The 15,304-nt window shown below is 64.8% G+C and carries 11 protein-coding genes; 7 read left to right on the top strand and 4 right to left on the bottom strand.

The features are described from left to right. The first annotated feature begins 121 nt into the window (after positions 1-121). From D9X30_RS20225 to D9X30_RS20210, 4 genes are all read left to right on the top strand, one after another. The gene (locus D9X30_RS20225) at positions 122-538 is read left to right on the top strand and encodes a response regulator transcription factor (RefSeq protein ID WP_153946068.1); all 417 of its coding nucleotides are present in this window, start codon (positions 122-124) and stop codon (positions 536-538) included. Beyond that, entirely contained in the window at positions 535-1,188 is a 654-nt protein-coding gene (locus tag D9X30_RS20220; protein WP_153946069.1) for a response regulator transcription factor, read from the top strand. Before D9X30_RS20225 ends, D9X30_RS20220 begins: the two co-directional genes overlap by 4 nt. A 1,905-nt stretch (positions 1,189-3,093) precedes the next feature. Next, complete coding sequence (locus tag D9X30_RS20215; protein WP_249641022.1) at positions 3,094-4,299, top strand: glycoside hydrolase family 19 protein; 1,206 nt, start codon at positions 3,094-3,096, stop codon at positions 4,297-4,299. Next, entirely contained in the window at positions 4,293-4,874 is a 582-nt protein-coding gene (locus D9X30_RS20210; protein ID WP_153948732.1) for a hypothetical protein, read from the top strand. Before D9X30_RS20215 ends, D9X30_RS20210 begins: the two co-directional genes overlap by 7 nt. 694 nt (positions 4,875-5,568) lie before the next feature. Here the strand turns inward: D9X30_RS20210 and D9X30_RS20205 are convergent. Genes D9X30_RS20205 through D9X30_RS20195 form a run of 3 tightly spaced genes read right to left on the bottom strand, consistent with a single transcriptional unit; the run spans position 5,569 to position 11,449 of the window. After that, positions 5,569-7,029, bottom strand: coding sequence for an efflux transporter outer membrane subunit (locus D9X30_RS20205; RefSeq protein ID WP_153948733.1), 1,461 nt, complete (start codon positions 7,027-7,029; stop codon positions 5,569-5,571). A 20-nt stretch (positions 7,030-7,049) separates the two neighbouring features. Then, the gene (locus tag D9X30_RS20200) at positions 7,050-8,234 is read right to left on the bottom strand and encodes an efflux RND transporter periplasmic adaptor subunit (protein WP_153948734.1); all 1,185 of its coding nucleotides are present in this window, start codon (positions 8,232-8,234) and stop codon (positions 7,050-7,052) included. Continuing rightward, positions 8,231-11,449, bottom strand: coding sequence for an efflux RND transporter permease subunit (locus D9X30_RS20195; RefSeq protein ID WP_153948735.1), 3,219 nt, complete (start codon positions 11,447-11,449; stop codon positions 8,231-8,233). Before D9X30_RS20195 ends, D9X30_RS20200 begins: the two co-directional genes overlap by 4 nt. Positions 11,450-11,635: 186 nt before the next feature. Here D9X30_RS20195 and D9X30_RS20190 point away from each other — a divergent pair, with 186 nt between their 5' ends. The 3 genes from D9X30_RS20190 to nfsB all read left to right on the top strand — a co-directional run bounded on the left by D9X30_RS20190 (position 11,636) and on the right by nfsB (position 14,559). Then, on the top strand, positions 11,636-12,310 hold the full coding sequence (locus D9X30_RS20190; RefSeq protein WP_153948736.1) for a heavy metal response regulator transcription factor: 675 nt from the start codon (positions 11,636-11,638) through the stop codon (positions 12,308-12,310). Further along, positions 12,307-13,731, top strand: a complete 1,425-nt coding sequence (locus tag D9X30_RS20185; protein ID WP_249641021.1) for a heavy metal sensor histidine kinase — start codon at positions 12,307-12,309, stop codon at positions 13,729-13,731. The genes D9X30_RS20190 and D9X30_RS20185 overlap by 4 nt, the downstream gene beginning before the upstream one ends. A gap of 174 nt (positions 13,732-13,905) precedes the next feature. Next, positions 13,906-14,559: an oxygen-insensitive NAD(P)H nitroreductase gene (nfsB, locus tag D9X30_RS20180; RefSeq protein ID WP_153948737.1), complete on the top strand. Its 654-nt coding sequence runs from the start codon at positions 13,906-13,908 to the stop codon at positions 14,557-14,559. Positions 14,560-14,614: 55 nt separating this feature from the next. Here the strand turns inward: nfsB and D9X30_RS20175 are convergent, their stop codons facing one another. Next, complete coding sequence (locus D9X30_RS20175; RefSeq protein ID WP_249641020.1) at positions 14,615-15,304, bottom strand: hypothetical protein; 690 nt, start codon at positions 15,302-15,304, stop codon at positions 14,615-14,617.

Genomic DNA, 15,304 nt, shown 5'->3' with positions numbered 1-15,304 from the left:
CAGGCTGCCGGGACGTCCGCGCGCCGTGTCGCGGCGGGCCGACGCCTATACGAAGGCATAGTGTTGGCCACCGATGCGGGCCGCTACCATTGCGCCATAAGATTGTTGTGAGGTACCGGCCTTGGCCAAGAAACTGGTTGTCGCCATCATTGACGACGACGATTCCATTCGCGCGGCGACTTCCCGGCTGGTCCGTTCGCTGGGTTGGGAGGCGCGCACTTACGCATCGGCTCAGGTCTTTCTGGAGGCTGCCGGGGCGGCGGAGGCGCATTGCATCCTGTCCGACGTCCAGATGCCCAAGATCAGCGGACTGGAGATGCTGCGCACCCTGAACGCGCAGGGCAGCCAGGTTCCGGTAATATTCATCACCGCGTTCTGCACCGATGCCATCCGCCGCGAAGCCTTGCGTGCCGGCGCGCAGGCATGTCTGTGCAAACCTGTCGATGGCGCGGCCGTCCAGCGGTTCCTGGAAGATGTGGCGTCCGGCGCGCTTGCGCCGCGCCCCGAGACCGCGCCCGGAACGAAAGTGAATCCATGAATACAGCGATCCCGTCCGGAGAAGGGGTGTCCGTGGTCTACGTGGTGGACGACGACGAGTCCATGCGCCGTGCGGTGTCGATGCTGCTGCGCTCGGTCGGCTACCAGGTCGAGACCTTCGCCTCGGCCACCGATTTTCTTGCGGCGCCCCGGCCTGACATCCCCAGCTGCCTGATCCTCGACGTCCGGCTGAAGGGCCAGAGCGGCCTGGCGGTGCAGGAACAGTTCGCCGCCAGCAAGATGCCAATCCCGATCATCTTCATGACGGCCCACGGCGACATCGCCATGTCGGTCAAGGCCATGAAGGCCGGCGCAATGGATTTCCTGGCCAAACCGTTCCGCGACCAAGACATGCTGGACGCCGTCGAAAGCGCCTTGACCCGCGACGCCGCCCGACGCCAGACCGACACGCGCGACGCCGGCCTGCGCCAACGCTACGACGAATTGACCCCCCGCGAAAAAGAGGTCATGGCCTACGTGGTGCGCGGCCTGCTGAACAAGCAGATTGCCGCCGAACTGACGCTCAGCGAAATCACCATCAAGATCCACCGCGCCCAGGCCATGAAGAAAATGGGCGCCCGCTCGCTGGCCGACTTCGTGCTCAAGGCCGAGGCGCTCGGCATCATCGATTCGGCGCGGAACGGGGTATAGGCAGATGCTATGTGCGCCAGGCGATGCGCTTAGCGCACCATTCGCTCCTGTCGAACATCGGTAATCCACGATCTTTCGAGAAAACTGGCGATCATTTGCGATACGCCAGATGGAGTGGTTTTTTCTGTTTTGCGAAGAGACGAACACGGGTAGCGTGCGACGCACAGTAACGTGCGTTGCAACGATCCCATGTCAGCAAACGAATTCGAGGCCGAGCGTCCCGGCCCGGCAGGGCCTTTGATCGGCCTTTGCGTCTGTTGTCCAATATTGCGCAGTGTGTGGCGGAGCTGGCGGCCATGAAGTCGACCACCGTACCCAACAAGCCGCCGCCCCCACTGAAACCCCTCCGCTTCACCTTCCCCCTACGAAAAAAGGCTGCAAAGGAAGGCGCGCCCGGCGTCGAGATCACCGACGAGCACGAGCTCCACCGCCTGCTCCGACTCGAGCCCGGCGGCGCCTTTGCCGTCAGCGCCCACGGCATGTGGCACGGCGGCATCCATATCACCGAAGCTGGCGCTGGCCAGTTCCTCGACCTGAACGGCGGCGTGCTGGCGATGGCCGACGGCGAGGTCGTCGCGTGGCGACTTGATCGAACCTTTCCAGTTACCGAGCTTCCCGGCAACGGCCAGCAGTCCGCCATCCAGGCTTGCTACAGCACGGGTTTCGCCCTGGTGCGCCACAAGATGGAGTTTCCACGCGGGACCTGGCTGACTTTCTACAGCCTGTACATGCACCTGCAGGACCTGGCTGGCTACGAGGACAGGAAGACGTTGCCCCGCCCGGCCCATTGGTCACCGGAGTTCAAGGTCACGACGTTCGCCCGGGATCAGCAACGCGACAGGCCCGGCCTGCGCGCTGCGCCCGCCAAGCAGAAGGGCCTGCGCGTGCGGTCAGCACGGGCCGGCGGCACGGCGCTTGGCATCCTGCCGCAGGGCACACAGTTCAGCATCAGCGAGCGCACTGGCAACTGGGGAAAAATCGCACGCAGCGGCCCGCCGATTCCGGCCCGCGTTGGAGACTTCCTGGCGCCTGATGCTGCGGTCGGCGGCTGGGTATTTCTTGGGCGCGAGCATGGTGGACAGGTGGTCGAGGAATTCATACCCGACACCGCGCTCGACTGCGTAGTCGTTCCTCCAAAACCGATCAAGGTCAAAGCGGGCCAGTTGCTCGGCCACCTCGGCCGGTACGACTCGCTCGGCAACGCAGTGCCGACCCGAATGGTCCATATCGAGATATTCTGTGGCGACGAAATCAAGGTATTCCTGCAGGCGAGCCGAGCCTGGATCCAGGAACACTCGCCACACACCGCGCGCTGGAAGGCACTTGGGTTGCCTGCCGAACCCACCCTGCTGCGTATCGACAGGCGAACAAAGCTCTACAAGGCAGCCCATCAGGAGGGAAAGGACGCTCCGCGCACCGATGTCGTCCTAATGCTGTCGCTAGCGGAACTGGGTCGGCGAAAGGAACACAAGTTCACGGAGACGAGCCCTGGCGCGGACAACCTGAAGCTCAACAGGTGGAAAGTGCATAGCGCCAACATGCTTGGCAACGAAATCAGCGGCTGGGTACGAGAACAGAATTTCGCGGGCGGTCGCGTCACGCGCGAGTATCCGCAGGATTGGGTGGATTTCCAGCCCATCGAGGGCGCGCATGACCCCGCCCATACGCTATGCGCCAAATCAAAAGCGTACGTCGACTATGCCTGCGACAAAGACATGCCGGCCACCGCTGCGCTGGACAAACTAAGTCCGCTAATGAAAAGCGTCTATCAGGCAATTTGCCCCGGCAGTAACGGCGACCGCGCCATCGACGAGCTATGCGTGNCTTGGCAACGAAATCAGCGGCTGGGTACGAGAACAGAATTTCGCGGGCGGTCGCGTCACGCGCGAGTATCCGCAGGATTGGGTGGATTTCCAGCCCATCGAGGGCGCGCATGACCCCGCCCATACGCTATGCGCCAAATCAAAAGCGTACGTCGACTATGCCTGCGACAAAGACATGCCGGCCACCGCTGCGCTGGACAAACTAAGTCCGCTAATGAAAAGCGTCTATCAGGCAATTTGCCCCGGCAGTAACGGCGACCGCGCCATCGACGAGCTATGCGTGGCCGCGAAAGACAGATGGCAGTCGCTTCGTGCATCGCGCCTGATTATCCGACACGAAAGCGAATGGGCCAACCCGTCCAAATGGAAATCGCTGACCGCGGAACTCGAAAAGGAGACGGGTGCGAATGCCCAGTACGCAGCCGAGCAACGGCGTATCGAGAAACTGGTGTGGTGGGAGGAGGTCAAGGCGAGACTGCCGGATTTACCTGGTCCGGCGGTGTTTCATATGCATCCGGTGGGGGTGGTGGGGAATTATTTTTCAGTCGGTCAGTTAAGGTGCACTAACTGTGCCACTGATCTTTTTCCTGCTGAAGATACACTGCGTGCAATATTCGATGGTATAAGCGATAACGACGCCGATGCGTTTTCGGATTCGCTATTCAATGTATTAACAATTTACGGCATTAATACATGTCATAGGGTTTCGCATTTCTTGGCGCAGTGCGAGGTCGAATGTAGTGGATTTACGGCTTTCAGTGAAATTCTTTATTATTCGAACGGCGATCATCTATGGAGCACATACCCTTCGGCGCTGAAAGCGGGTCTTGGTAGATTGTGCCCACGGATGTCGCTATCAGAAATGGAGCAGTACGCGAAGCAACATCTTGTGAAGAACGATAGAAAGCTCGGCGAAGTACTGTTCGGGAACGACCAACATCCGGGCAAAGACTATCGTGGTAGGGGTCTTTTACATATGACATGGCTGCCCACCTATGAAGAGTATAAGGTCCACAGTGGGATAGACGTTGTAAACGATCCCGATCTGGTGAAGGTTAATCCATTTGTTGCCGCCGATTCGGCTGCGTGGTTTTGGCATTCTCGGTCAATCAATAAAAAAGCCGACGATAATGATATCCGCGGTGTTACTTTAAAAATAAACCCGGCGCTAAAAGAATTTGCTCGACGAAAGTTGGCTGCGAAGCGAGTTTTTGAAATGCTGAATAAAGGGAACGGGCCGTGCGGTGATCGATGGGGGGAGTCGCTAACGGAAAGGAAGGGATGGTAAGAAATATACTGCATATCGTCGCGGGCATTGTTTTTATAATGCTTTCAAAATCACAATTTGCCGCAGAGACAGGTGACACATCTATTGATGGAACTGCTATACGGCCCGGCTGCGCCGTCGTGTTCGAGCGAGAGTTTTTGCATCAGAGTGCGGGCTCGCTCGGTGCGACTCCATTTTTCGTGTTGCCAATATGGACATGTGATGACCAGAGGGTTCTTATTGATAGGTATGACATAAACGGGGCTTCCCCTGAGGTAGTGGAGGGAGTGCTCTTGAAAAACCAGGCATTAGTCGTGCTCGTGAGGTGGTCAATAAGCTCGCGGGCTGCCGATTTTTCCGGACATTTTTACCGCGTATTCATATATCGTCATATTGCCTTAGACGGCGCTGATGCCTGCATTAGAGATTGTTACGGTATGGGCGCGTTTCCGGAGGGATGGGACGGGACTTGGAAAAATGGCAAGTCAGCCGTTTTTCAGTATAAAGACGCCAATAGCATTGTGAGGAAACTCTCGAAGGTATGGAAAAACCTGGATGTTCCAGAGGTCAAGGAGAAGCAGAGATTGAATAATTGAGGTACCGTTTGTGCTCATGAAGTATTTGTATCGCTGCTCAGGGGCTGAGGGAATTTCGGTCCACTGGTAAAACGGTAATATTGTCAACGCGCTCGCACGATAAGAGGGTTTTGATGCGATCCATTTTTTTGTTTTTTTATGCTTCTTGCATATTAATGTTGGTGCTACCTGTGTGGTCGAGAAAATTCGCGATTATCCAAAGATGAGGGTTGGCGCAAAATACTCGAAAGTGCGGCAACAACTAATCTCGGCCGGCTGGACGCCATATACAGCATCCCACGCGCTGCCATGTGAATCGTATGATTTGCGCTGCAAGGGCCGCCCAGAGATGATCGCGTGTTCGGGCGTGGAGTTAGGGCCCTGTGGTTGGCTGTGGAAAAAAAACAGAATGATGCTTGTCGTGAGTACGTTGGCCGATACGGATGACGAAATTTTCCAAAGCATCTCCCAATATCACGGATGCGACTGATCTGGTGAGTAGCCAGGCCGGAGGCGCATTTAATTGCTGTGAGTCACCGGATTCTGTCTGAGTACGGAGGAATCGACGCGGATGTGGAGCAATAATTTCTGATCGAAGTAATCCTCTTGTCGGTTCCTGCAGTTTCCCAAGCATTTGCTTTCAAAGCATATAGGGCTGGGCGGAAGCTCCGGACGCTCGATCGCTTCCAATCACGTAAAGGCAAAACAACCAGTTCTACTGGAGTCCAGCGCCCGCGCCCTCCCACCCCCCACCCAACGCCCGGAACAACGACACGCTGGCCGCCAACTGCCTGCGGTGCACGGCTTCCAGCGCGCGGGCGTCGGTCAGGGCGGCGGCTTGCACGACGTTGACGTCGAGGTAGGCGGCGGCGCCCTTGCGGTAGCGGTCGGTGGCCTGTTGCAGGGCGCGGCTGGACGCGGTGACGGCGGCTTGCTGGCTGGCGGCTTCGTGGTCCAGCAACCGTAGTGCGGCGTAGTTGTCTTCCACGTCCTGTACGGCCTTGAGCACCGTTTCGCGGTAGTCGGCGGCGCTGGCGTCGAACTGGGCGCGGGCGCTGTCCACGCCGGCCTGGCGCTTGCCGCCGTCGAATATCGTTGCGGCCAGGGCTGGGCCCACAGCCCAGAAGCGGCTTGGCGCGGTCAGCCAGCCGGCCAGCCCCGAGCTTTCGAGTCCGCCGTTCAGGTTCAGCATCAGCGTCGGGAAGAACGCCGCGCGGGCCACGCCGATCTGCGCGTTGGCGGCGGCGACGCGGCGCTCGGCGGCCGCGATGTCGGGGCGGCGCTGCAGCAGGGTGGCTGGCACGGCGGCCGGAGTGGCGGGCAGGGCGATATCGGCGCTTGCGGCGTCGGCCGCTTGGGCGGGGAGTGCCGGCAGCGCAAACGTGCTGGCGGGTTCGCCCACCAGCGTGGCCAGTGCATGCAGCACCTGGGAGCGCGCCAGTTGCAGGTCGGCCAGTTGCGCTCGTGTGCTTTCCACCTGAGCCTGGGCCTGCGCGACATCGCCTTCGGCGGCGATGCCGCCCTTGTAGCGGTTGGTCACCAGTTGCAGCACCGACGCGTATGCGTCCACGGTCTGCTGAAGCAATGCGGCCTCGCGGTCGAGCGACCGGATACCAAAGTAATCGATCGCGGCTTCGGCCTGCAGGCTCAGGCGGACGGCGGCTAGGTCGTCGGCGCTGGCCTGCAGTCGCGCTTTCGCGGCATCGACGTTGTTGCCGATGCGTCCGAACAGGTCGGGTTCCCAACTGGCACCAAGGCCTAGCAGGTGGTCGGGCGTGGTCTTGCCGGCCCGCGAGTGACCGAGTACGTTGGCCGACAGGTGCGTACTCGTGACGCTGGCCGTGGCGCCAACGGTCGGAAAGTAATCGGCGCGGGCGGCATCCACCTGGGCGCGGGCATCGCGCAGCAGGGCCATCGACTTCAGCAGACTCTGGTTCGACACGTCGATGCGGGCCAGCAGGGCGTCGAGCGTGGCGTCGTCGTACGCGCGCCACCAGTCCGGCGCGATGGCGTCGTCCGGCTGTGCGCCCTGCGCGGCACCGTCCTGAGCTTCGTGATAGACGGTCGGCAGTGGCATCGCCGGGACGTGATAGGGCACGCTGACGCAGCCGGCCAGCCATGCGCAGGCCAGCACGATGACGGTGCGGTGGAAGGTGCGATGGAGGGTGCGCTTCATGACCGGTTTCATGGTGAGCGTCATGCCGGACCTCCCTTTGCCGGCGCGGCCACGCGTACCGTCATGCCGGCCACGATGCCGTCGCCGGGGTTGACCACGACGCGGTCGCTGGCTTGCAGTCCGTCCAGCACTTCCACATGGGTGCCGAAGTCGCGGCCCAGCGCCACGTGGCGGATCGTCAGTGTGTTGTCCGGGCCGACCACGGCCACGGTCGGGCCGCCGGCGGGGAACATCAGCGTATTGGCCGGCAGATCGAGGCCGGCGTGTGCGCTGCCCACTTCCAGATGCACCTGTGCGTAGGCGCCCGGCAGGATGCGGCCGTCCTGGCTATCGACATCGAGTTCCACGCGCAGGCTGCGCGTGACGGGATCGATGGCACCGGCCGTGCGCGCCACCGTGGCGGGGTAGCGCTTGTCCGGCGCTTGCGGCAGCGTCAGCCAGGCCTGCGTGCCGGGCCCCATTGCCGCGCTCACGTCCTGCGGCACCTGCGCATAGACGCGCAGCCGCGTGCCGGCCGAGATATGGAACAGTTCGCGACCCTGGCCGGGCGCGCTGCCGGCATCGATCAGCGCCCCGGTATCGACGTTGCGCGCGGTAATCACGCCGTCGAATGGCGCCCGGATCTGCGTGTAGCTGGCAAGCTGGGCCAGCCGCGAGGTATTCGAGCGCGCCGCCGCCAGCAGCGCCGCCTTGGCGTTCATGTCGGCCACCTTCTGGTCGGTTTCCTGCTGGGCGACGGAGTTCGTCGCCTGCAGGTCCTGCCAGCGTTTGGCCGTGGTACTCGCCAACTGGTAGTTGGCGGCGGCGGTCGCTTCGTCGGCGCGTGCCTGGCGCAACTGGTCGGCCACTTCGGGCGCGTCGATCTCGGCCAGCAACTGGCCGGCCTTGACCGGGGTGCCGATGTCGGCGTACCAGTGACGCAGATAACCGTTGACGCGCGCATGGATGGCGGCGTCCTCGTAGGCGCGGACGTCGGCGGGCAGGGTGATGTCGTGCGCGGCCGCTGCGGCGCGCGGCTGCACCACGCTGACGATGGGCGTCTGCGCGGCCTGCGCGCGCTGCTGCAATACGGCGTGGCCTTGCCAGCGCGGCACGATGCCGGCCGTCAGGGCCAGCGCCACGGCGGCGCCCGCCAGAGCCAGCATGGCCAGCCTGGGGTTGCGGCGCGGCGCGGCCGCCTTGGGATCGAGGTCGGTTCGGGTCATGCCAGGCGCTCCTGAAGGGGCGTGTTGTGATCGGATCGTGCGCGGCCGGCCATCCAGCCATGCAGCACGGCGAAGAAGACAGGCACCAGCACCAGCGTGGCCACGGTGCCGAAGGCCAGGCCACCGATCACGGTGCGGCCCAGCGGGGCGTTCTGCGCGCCGGCGCCGCCCGAGCCCAGTGCCATCGGCACCATGCCGAACAGCATCGCCAGCGCGGTCATCGCCACCGGGCGGAAGCGGCTGAAGCCGGCGTCCCAGGCGGCGTCGATGGCGTTCTTGCCTGCCGACAGGCTGTCGCGCGCATGGCTGATGACCAGGATGCTGTTGGCCGTGGCAATGCCCACGCAGATGATGGCGCCGGTCAGCGCCGGCACGCTGATCGTCGTGTCGGTGGCAAACAGCATCCACGCCATGCCCGCCAGCGCCATGGGCAGGGCGCCGACGATGGCCAGCGGATCGAGCCATGACTGGAAGTTCACCACCATCAGCAGATACACCAGCACGATGGCGGCGGCCAGGCCCGTGAGCAGCCCCGTGAACGACGCGTGCATGGTCTGCACCTGGCCGCGTACGACGATGTCTGACCCGGCCGGCAGTTGCGGGCGCACCTGATCGACGATGCGCTGCACGTCGCCGGCCACGGCGCCGAGGTCGCGGCCGCGCACTGAGCCGAACAGGTCCAGCACGGGCTGCACGTTGTAGTGCGACACCACGCCTTGCTGGCTTCCGCGGGCGATGGTGCCGAACTGGCCGAGTTGCCCGGCGCCGCCCTGTTGCGCGGTGTCGGCGCCCAGGCCCAGCGGGATGTTCGACAGGCGCTGCAGCGAATCCATCGCGTACTGGGGCACGGACACGGCCAGCGGATAGCTGACGCCGTTCTTCGGGTTGAGCCAGAAGTTGGGCGCGGTCTGGCCGCTGCCGGATAGCGCAATCAGCAGGTTCTGCGCCACTTCGTGCTGCGACAGCCCCGCCTGCAGCGCCCGCGTGCGGTCCACGTCGACGGTCAGCGCGGGCTGGTCGGCCGGCTGCTGCAGGTGCAGGTCTGTCAGGCCCGGTACGCCGGCCAGCTTGCGCAGCAGTTCATCCGCCACCTTGCGGTTGCCGGCCAGATCCTTGCCCACGATCTGGATGTCGATGGGCGCGGGCAGGCCGAAGTTCAGGATCTGGCTGACCATGTCGGCCGGCAGGAACGAGAAGCTGACGCCCGGGAAATCCTTCTGCAGCACGGCGTCGAGCTGTTCGATCAGCACGCTGGAGCGGCCTGCGTCGGGCTTCAGCGACACCAGGATCTCGGCGTCGCCGGTGCCGATCGGCAGCGACGAATCGTAGGTCAGGTTGATGCCGCTGACCGGCAGGCCGATGTTGTCGACGATGCCCGCCACGTGCTGCGGCCCCACCACGCGGCGGATGTCGGCTTCGACCTGATCGGTGATGCGGGCGGTTTCCTCGATACGCGTCCCGGTGCGAACGCGCATATGCAGGCGGATCTCGCCGCTATCGACGGCCGGGAAGAAGTCCTGGCCCAGGAACGGCGCCAGCGTCATCGACCCGGCGCAGGCCAGCGCGAAGATGGTCATGGTCCGGCGAGGCCTGGCCAGCGCGGCGGACAGCATGCGCCCGTAGGCGCCGCGCACCCGCTCGAAGCCGGCCTCGAAGCGGCGGTGCGCCGCGCCGAACCAGCCGGCCACGCCCGCCCGGCGCCCCGTTGCGCGGCGCCCGGCTGTTTGCGCATTCGACTCGCCGCGCAGCAGGTAGTGCGCCAGCGTGGGAATCAGGGTGCGGGACAGGAAGTACGAAGCCATCATCGCAAACACCACCGCCTCGGCCAGCGGCACGAACAGGTAGCGCGCCACGCCGCTGAGCAGGAACATCGGCAGGAACACGATGCAGATGCACATCGTGGATACCAGCGTGGGCAGCGCGATCTCGCCCGACCCGTCGAGAATAGCCTGCTCCAGCGGCTTGCCCGTTTCGCGGTGGTGGGCAATGTTCTCGATAGCCACGGTGGCGTCGTCCACCAGCACGCCCACCGCAAGCGCCAGGCCGCCCAGGGTCATGATGTTCAGCGTCTGTCCCAGCGCCGCCAGCCCGATGAGGGCGGCCAGCACCGACAGCGGGATGGTGATGGCGATGATCAGCGTGGCGCGCCAGCTTCCCAGGAACAGCAGGATCATCATGGCCGTCAGGCAGGCGGCCACCAGCGCCTCGTGCAGCACGCCGTCGATGGCCGAGGTGACGAACACGGACTGGTCCGACAGCGGCTGCACCTGCAGCGACTTTGGCAGGCCGGACAGGATGTGCGGCAGCAGGGCGCGGATCTGCGCCACCACGGTCAGCGTGGACGCGCTGCCGGTCTTCTCGATTTCCAGCAGCGCGGCGCGCTTGCCGTCGTGGCGCACCACGTTGGTCTGGGGCGCGTAGCCATCGTGCACCTGCGCCACATCGCGCACGTAGACCGTGCCGTCGGGGCCGCTGCGTACCGGCAGGTCGTTCAGCGCGGCCACGGTCTGGGTGCTGCCGTTGAGGTCCACGCGGTATTCGAGCGCCCCGATCTTGGCCGTGCCGCCGGGCAGCACCAGGTTCTGGGCGTTGATGGCGTTGACCACGTCCAGCGGCGCCAGCCCGCGGGCCTGCAGCGCCGGCACGTTCAGGTCCACCATCACCTGGCGCACCTTGCCACCATAGGGCAGCGGCACCGACGCCCCCTGCACCGTGGCCAGCTGCGTGCGGATAAAGCTGTTGCCCAGGTCGTATAGTTCCTGCTCGGGCAGCGTGTCGCTGCCCAGCGCCAGGCGCAGGATTGGCACCGTCGAGGCGTTGTAGCTCAGCACCAGCGGCGGCGTGGCGCCCGGCGGCATCTGCTTGAGGATCGATTGCGCGCCCGCCGTCGCTTGCGAGATCGCACGGTTGATATCGGCGCCGGGGTGGAAGAAGACCTTGATCACGGCCACGCCCGGCAGCGACTGCGACTCGATGTGCTCGATGTTGTCGACATCGGTGGTCAGCGACCGCTCGTAGCCGGTGACGATGCGCTGGGCCATGTCCTGCGCGGACAGGCCGTTGTAGCTCCACACCACGCTGACCACCGGGATGTCGATCGACGGGAAGATGTCGGTCGGCATGCGCAGGATGGCCACCACGCCGCCCAGCAACAGCAGGATGGCGAGCACGATGAAGGTATAGGGCCTGCGCAGGGCGAGCCTGACAATCCACATGCTTTCTCTCCCAGCGCCCCGATGGCGCGGCAATCGTAAGGAATGGAGCCGATTCTAGAAACCGCCCGCCCTGTGAATTCCGGTCAAAACGATTACAGTCTTGTCATCCAAACCGGCGGCGCCGGTCGCTACCATCCTGCTGGCAATGCGGCGGATTGGCGCCGCCGATGGTTGAGGACTGGACCGATGAAGATCCTGGTAGTCGAAGACGAACCGAAAACGGGCGAATACCTGCGCAAGGGGCTGGCCGAGTCGTCCTTTGTGGTGGATCTGGCGCGCACTGGCGCCGATGGCCTGCACCACGCGATGGAAGACGACTACGACCTGATCATCCTTGACGTGATGCTGCCCGGCATGAACGGCTGGGACGTGCTGCGCCGGCTGCGCGAAAGCAAGGACACGCCCGTGCTGTTCCTGACGGCGCGCGACGAGGTGGAAGACCGCGTGCGCGGCCTGGAGCTGGGCGGCGACGACTACCTGGCCAAGCCGTTCGCCTTCGTGGAACTGCTGGCGCGCGTGCGCACGCTGCTGCGGCGCGGGCCGGTGCGCGAGGCCGACCGCATCGAGGTGGCCAACCTGGAAATCGACCTGATCCGGCATCGCGTGATGCGCGCCGGCCAGCGCATCGACCTGACGCCGCGCGAATTTGCGCTGCTCCATTTCCTGGCACGCCGCAGCGGCGAGGTGCTGAGCCGCACGCAGATCGCATCGCATGTCTGGGACATGAATTTCGACAGCGACACCAACGTGGTCGATGTGGCCATCCGGCGCCTGCGCGCCAAGATGGACGACCATTTCGCGCCCAAGCTGATCCACAGCGTGCGCGGCATCGGCTACGTGCTGGAACTGCGCGCGTCGTGACAGCGCGCCGGCATACCCGCCTGCTGCTCCGCTCGCTGACCGCGCGGCTGGCGGTGGCATTCGCGCTGATCGCCGGCTGCGCCTTCGCGGGCGTGGGCCTGTACCTGTACCGGGCGCTGGCCACGCAGATCATCGAGCGCGACGATTCGGAACTGCTGCGCAAGGCCGTTCGTGCGCGCGCCGAGCTGGCCGAATTGCCGGCCGCCGACGCCCAGGCCGGCCGGTGGCAGGAGATTCGCGGCATTGTCGCGGGCAACGAGGAATTCGGCTTGCGGCTGCTGGCGACGGATGGCGCGCTGCTGACGCAGGCGGGCGCGCAGCCAGGCAACATGTCGGCGGTGGACGCCATTGGCGCCGACACGCCGCCATCGCCAGCGGCCATCCAGTCATGGGAGACACCTGGCGCGATACCGGCGCGCGGTCTGGCGATGCAGGCGCGCCTGGGCACCGGCGCGGGCGCGCGGACGGTGCGGGCGGAGATCTACCAGGTGGCGGCGTCGCGCGTGGTGCTGCTGCGCGACTATCGGCTGAAGCTCTGCATCGCCGCGTGCCTTGGGGCCCTGGGCGCGGGCTTGCTGGGCTACGCGGCCTTGCACGCAGGCATGGCGCCGCTGCGGCGCATTGCGGCCGGCACGGCGTCGGTGACGTTTGCCAGCGGCGTGCTGCCGGTCGATCCGTCGCGGCTGCCGGCGGAACTGGACGAACTGGCCAGCGCGCTGCAGCGCATGATCGACCGCCTGCGCGAACGCTACGAGCGCCTGTCGCAGTTCTCGGCCGACCTGGCTCATGATTTCCGCACCCCGATCGGCAACCTGCTGGGCCAGACCCAGGTGGCGCTGTCGAGCGAGCGGTCTGTGGAGGAATACCAGGCGCTGCTGGCATCCAACGTCGAGGAATACGAGCGGCTGTCGCGCATGATCGAGAACATGCTGTTCCTGGCGCGCGCCGACAATGCGCAGGTGGCCATGCACCGGGTGGAACTCGACCTGCCGTCCGAACTGGCCCGTCAGGCCGACTATTTCGAGCTGCTGGCCGATGCGCGCGGCATCGCCATCCACGTGGACGCGCGGGGCACGCTCTACGCCGATGCCACGCTGTTCCGGCGCGCGCTGGGCAACCTGCTGTCGAACGCCGTGCATCACTCTCCCGAATCGGCGGTGATTGCGCTCCGGAGCCGGCACGAAGCCGGCACGGTGGTAATCGAAGTGGCCAACCACGGGCCGGGCATCGCGCCCGAGCACCTGCCGCGTTTGTTCGACAGATTCTTCCGTGGCGACCCCGCACGCGCCAATTCCGGGGAATCGTCGGGCATCGGGCTGGCCATCGTGAAGACCATCATGGAACTGCACCACGGCGCGGTGCAGGTGGAATCGGTGCCCGACGACCTGACCACGTTCCGGCTGGTGTTTCCAGGCCGCTGAGAGGGCGATCGCCCTCCGGGCACCCGCGCCTGCCGCGGCGGGCGCCCTGGAAGGCCTGGTCATTTTCACTCCCGAAGTGAAAGTCCTGACAGATTTCCCCGGTTTTTCGATAGCATCGCGGCGACGATAATGCGACGCATAGTCGATTTACTTATCCACGATCCGGAGCCCCTCATGAATTTCACCGATGCCGTCCTGTCCCGCCATACCGTCAAGGCTTACGAAGGCGGCCAGACCTTGCCGCAGGAACAGGTGGACATGCTGCTGGCGTGGCTGCACAACAGCCCGTCGTCGGTCAACTCGCAGCCGTGGCATTTCGTGGTGGCATCGACGCCCCAGGGCCGCGAGACCATCGCCAGGGCGGCCACCGGCACGTTTTCGTACAACCATCCGAAGATCGTCGATGCCTCGCACGTGATTGCGCTGTGCATGCGTGCCGACCTGGACGAAGCCCACCTGCGCGCCGTGCTGGACCAGGAGGAACGCGACGGCCGGTTCAAGGTGGAAGGCGCCCGCGAAGGCCAGGACAAGAGCCGCCGCTCGTATGTGGACCTGCACCGCTACACGCTGCGCGACGTGCCGCAATGGATGGAAAAGCAGGTCTACCTGGCGCTGGGCGGCCTGCTGCTGGGCGCCGCGATGCTTGGCATCGACGCCACACCGATGGAGGGCTTCGACGCGGGCGCGCTGGACACGGCACTGAACCTGCGTGAGCGCGGCCTGACCAGCGTCGTGCTGGTGTCGCTGGGCCGGCGCAGCGAAAAGGACTTCAATGCCGGCCTGCCGAAGTCCCGCCTGCCGAAAGAGGCGGTATTCACGCATATCTGAAGCGGGCGGGGCCGGACGCGGTTCTGGCCCCGTCTATCGCTTGCCGGCGGTGCCGTCAGGTCTGCGGGTCAGCCAGCAGCCATTGGCCGGTGACCGGGCATACCCAGACTCGCCGGCCATCGCGCCGCACCTGCTCTTCCTCGACCTGTGCGGCGGCTGCCCGGTCATGGTCGAACGTCACGCGTAGGGCGCGGGCCACCGGTGCCTCTTCGATGGGCAGTTCCCAGGTCAGGAACAGCTGCGTGTTGTCGTGTCCGTCCTGGTTGGCCGGGAAATCGGCGGGATCGAAGCGGTCCGCGCCGCGCGGCACCACGCCGTGGGGTTGGCAGGTATCGAACAGCAGCACCGTGCCGCGACGCAGGGGGATGCGCAGGTCCAGCGATGGAAAATGTACGTCCTGTCCCTTGTCGTCGCTCAGGAACAGATTGCAGAAGGCCGCGCCGCCGTACTGGTCGCCGTCATGGTGATACCGGGCGCCCCGGCAGACCATCAACGCGATATCGCTTTGGGCCAGCAGGCCCGGCAGGCCCAGCGACGCCGTCCAGTCGGCCACGGCCTGCACACAGCGCGCGTAGTCGGGCCAGCGCATCCGCGCACGGGCCAGCGGCATGACCTCGACATCGCCGGGCTCCAGCGTCATCTGCGACGCAATCTCGCGCGCCCAGTCCGCCAGCAGCCGCGCCGGCGGGGCGGGGATGTCCAGCGTATCCGACAGGATCACCTCGCTCACGCGCCGGCTGCGCAT

The sequence above is a fragment of the Cupriavidus sp. U2 genome, from assembly GCF_009663685.2.
Lineage (GTDB): Bacteria > Pseudomonadota > Gammaproteobacteria > Burkholderiales > Burkholderiaceae > Cupriavidus > Cupriavidus necator_C.
Note: the sequence above shows the minus strand (reverse complement) of the source record. Positions and strands in the feature narration are given on the sequence as shown.

Bases quoted from the DNA above. Each gene is read 5' to 3' on its own strand.
- D9X30_RS20190 (WP_153948736.1), top strand. From the start codon at position 11,636: ATGAAGATCCTGGTAGTCGAAGACGAACCGAAAACGGGCGAATACCTG.
- D9X30_RS20210 (WP_153948732.1), top strand. From the start codon at position 4,293: ATGGTAAGAAATATACTGCATATCGTCGCGGGCATTGTTTTTATAATG.
- D9X30_RS20175 (WP_249641020.1), bottom strand. From the start codon at position 15,304: ATGCGCAGCCGGCGCGTGAGCGAGGTGATCCTGTCGGATACGCTGGAC.
- D9X30_RS20205 (WP_153948733.1), bottom strand. From the start codon at position 7,029: ATGAAGCGCACCCTCCATCGCACCTTCCACCGCACCGTCATCGTGCTG.
- D9X30_RS20195 (WP_153948735.1), bottom strand. From the start codon at position 11,449: ATGTGGATTGTCAGGCTCGCCCTGCGCAGGCCCTATACCTTCATCGTG.
- D9X30_RS20200 (WP_153948734.1), bottom strand. From the start codon at position 8,234: ATGACCCGAACCGACCTCGATCCCAAGGCGGCCGCGCCGCGCCGCAAC.
- D9X30_RS20220 (WP_153946069.1), top strand. From the start codon at position 535: ATGAATACAGCGATCCCGTCCGGAGAAGGGGTGTCCGTGGTCTACGTG.
- nfsB (WP_153948737.1), top strand. From the start codon at position 13,906: ATGAATTTCACCGATGCCGTCCTGTCCCGCCATACCGTCAAGGCTTAC.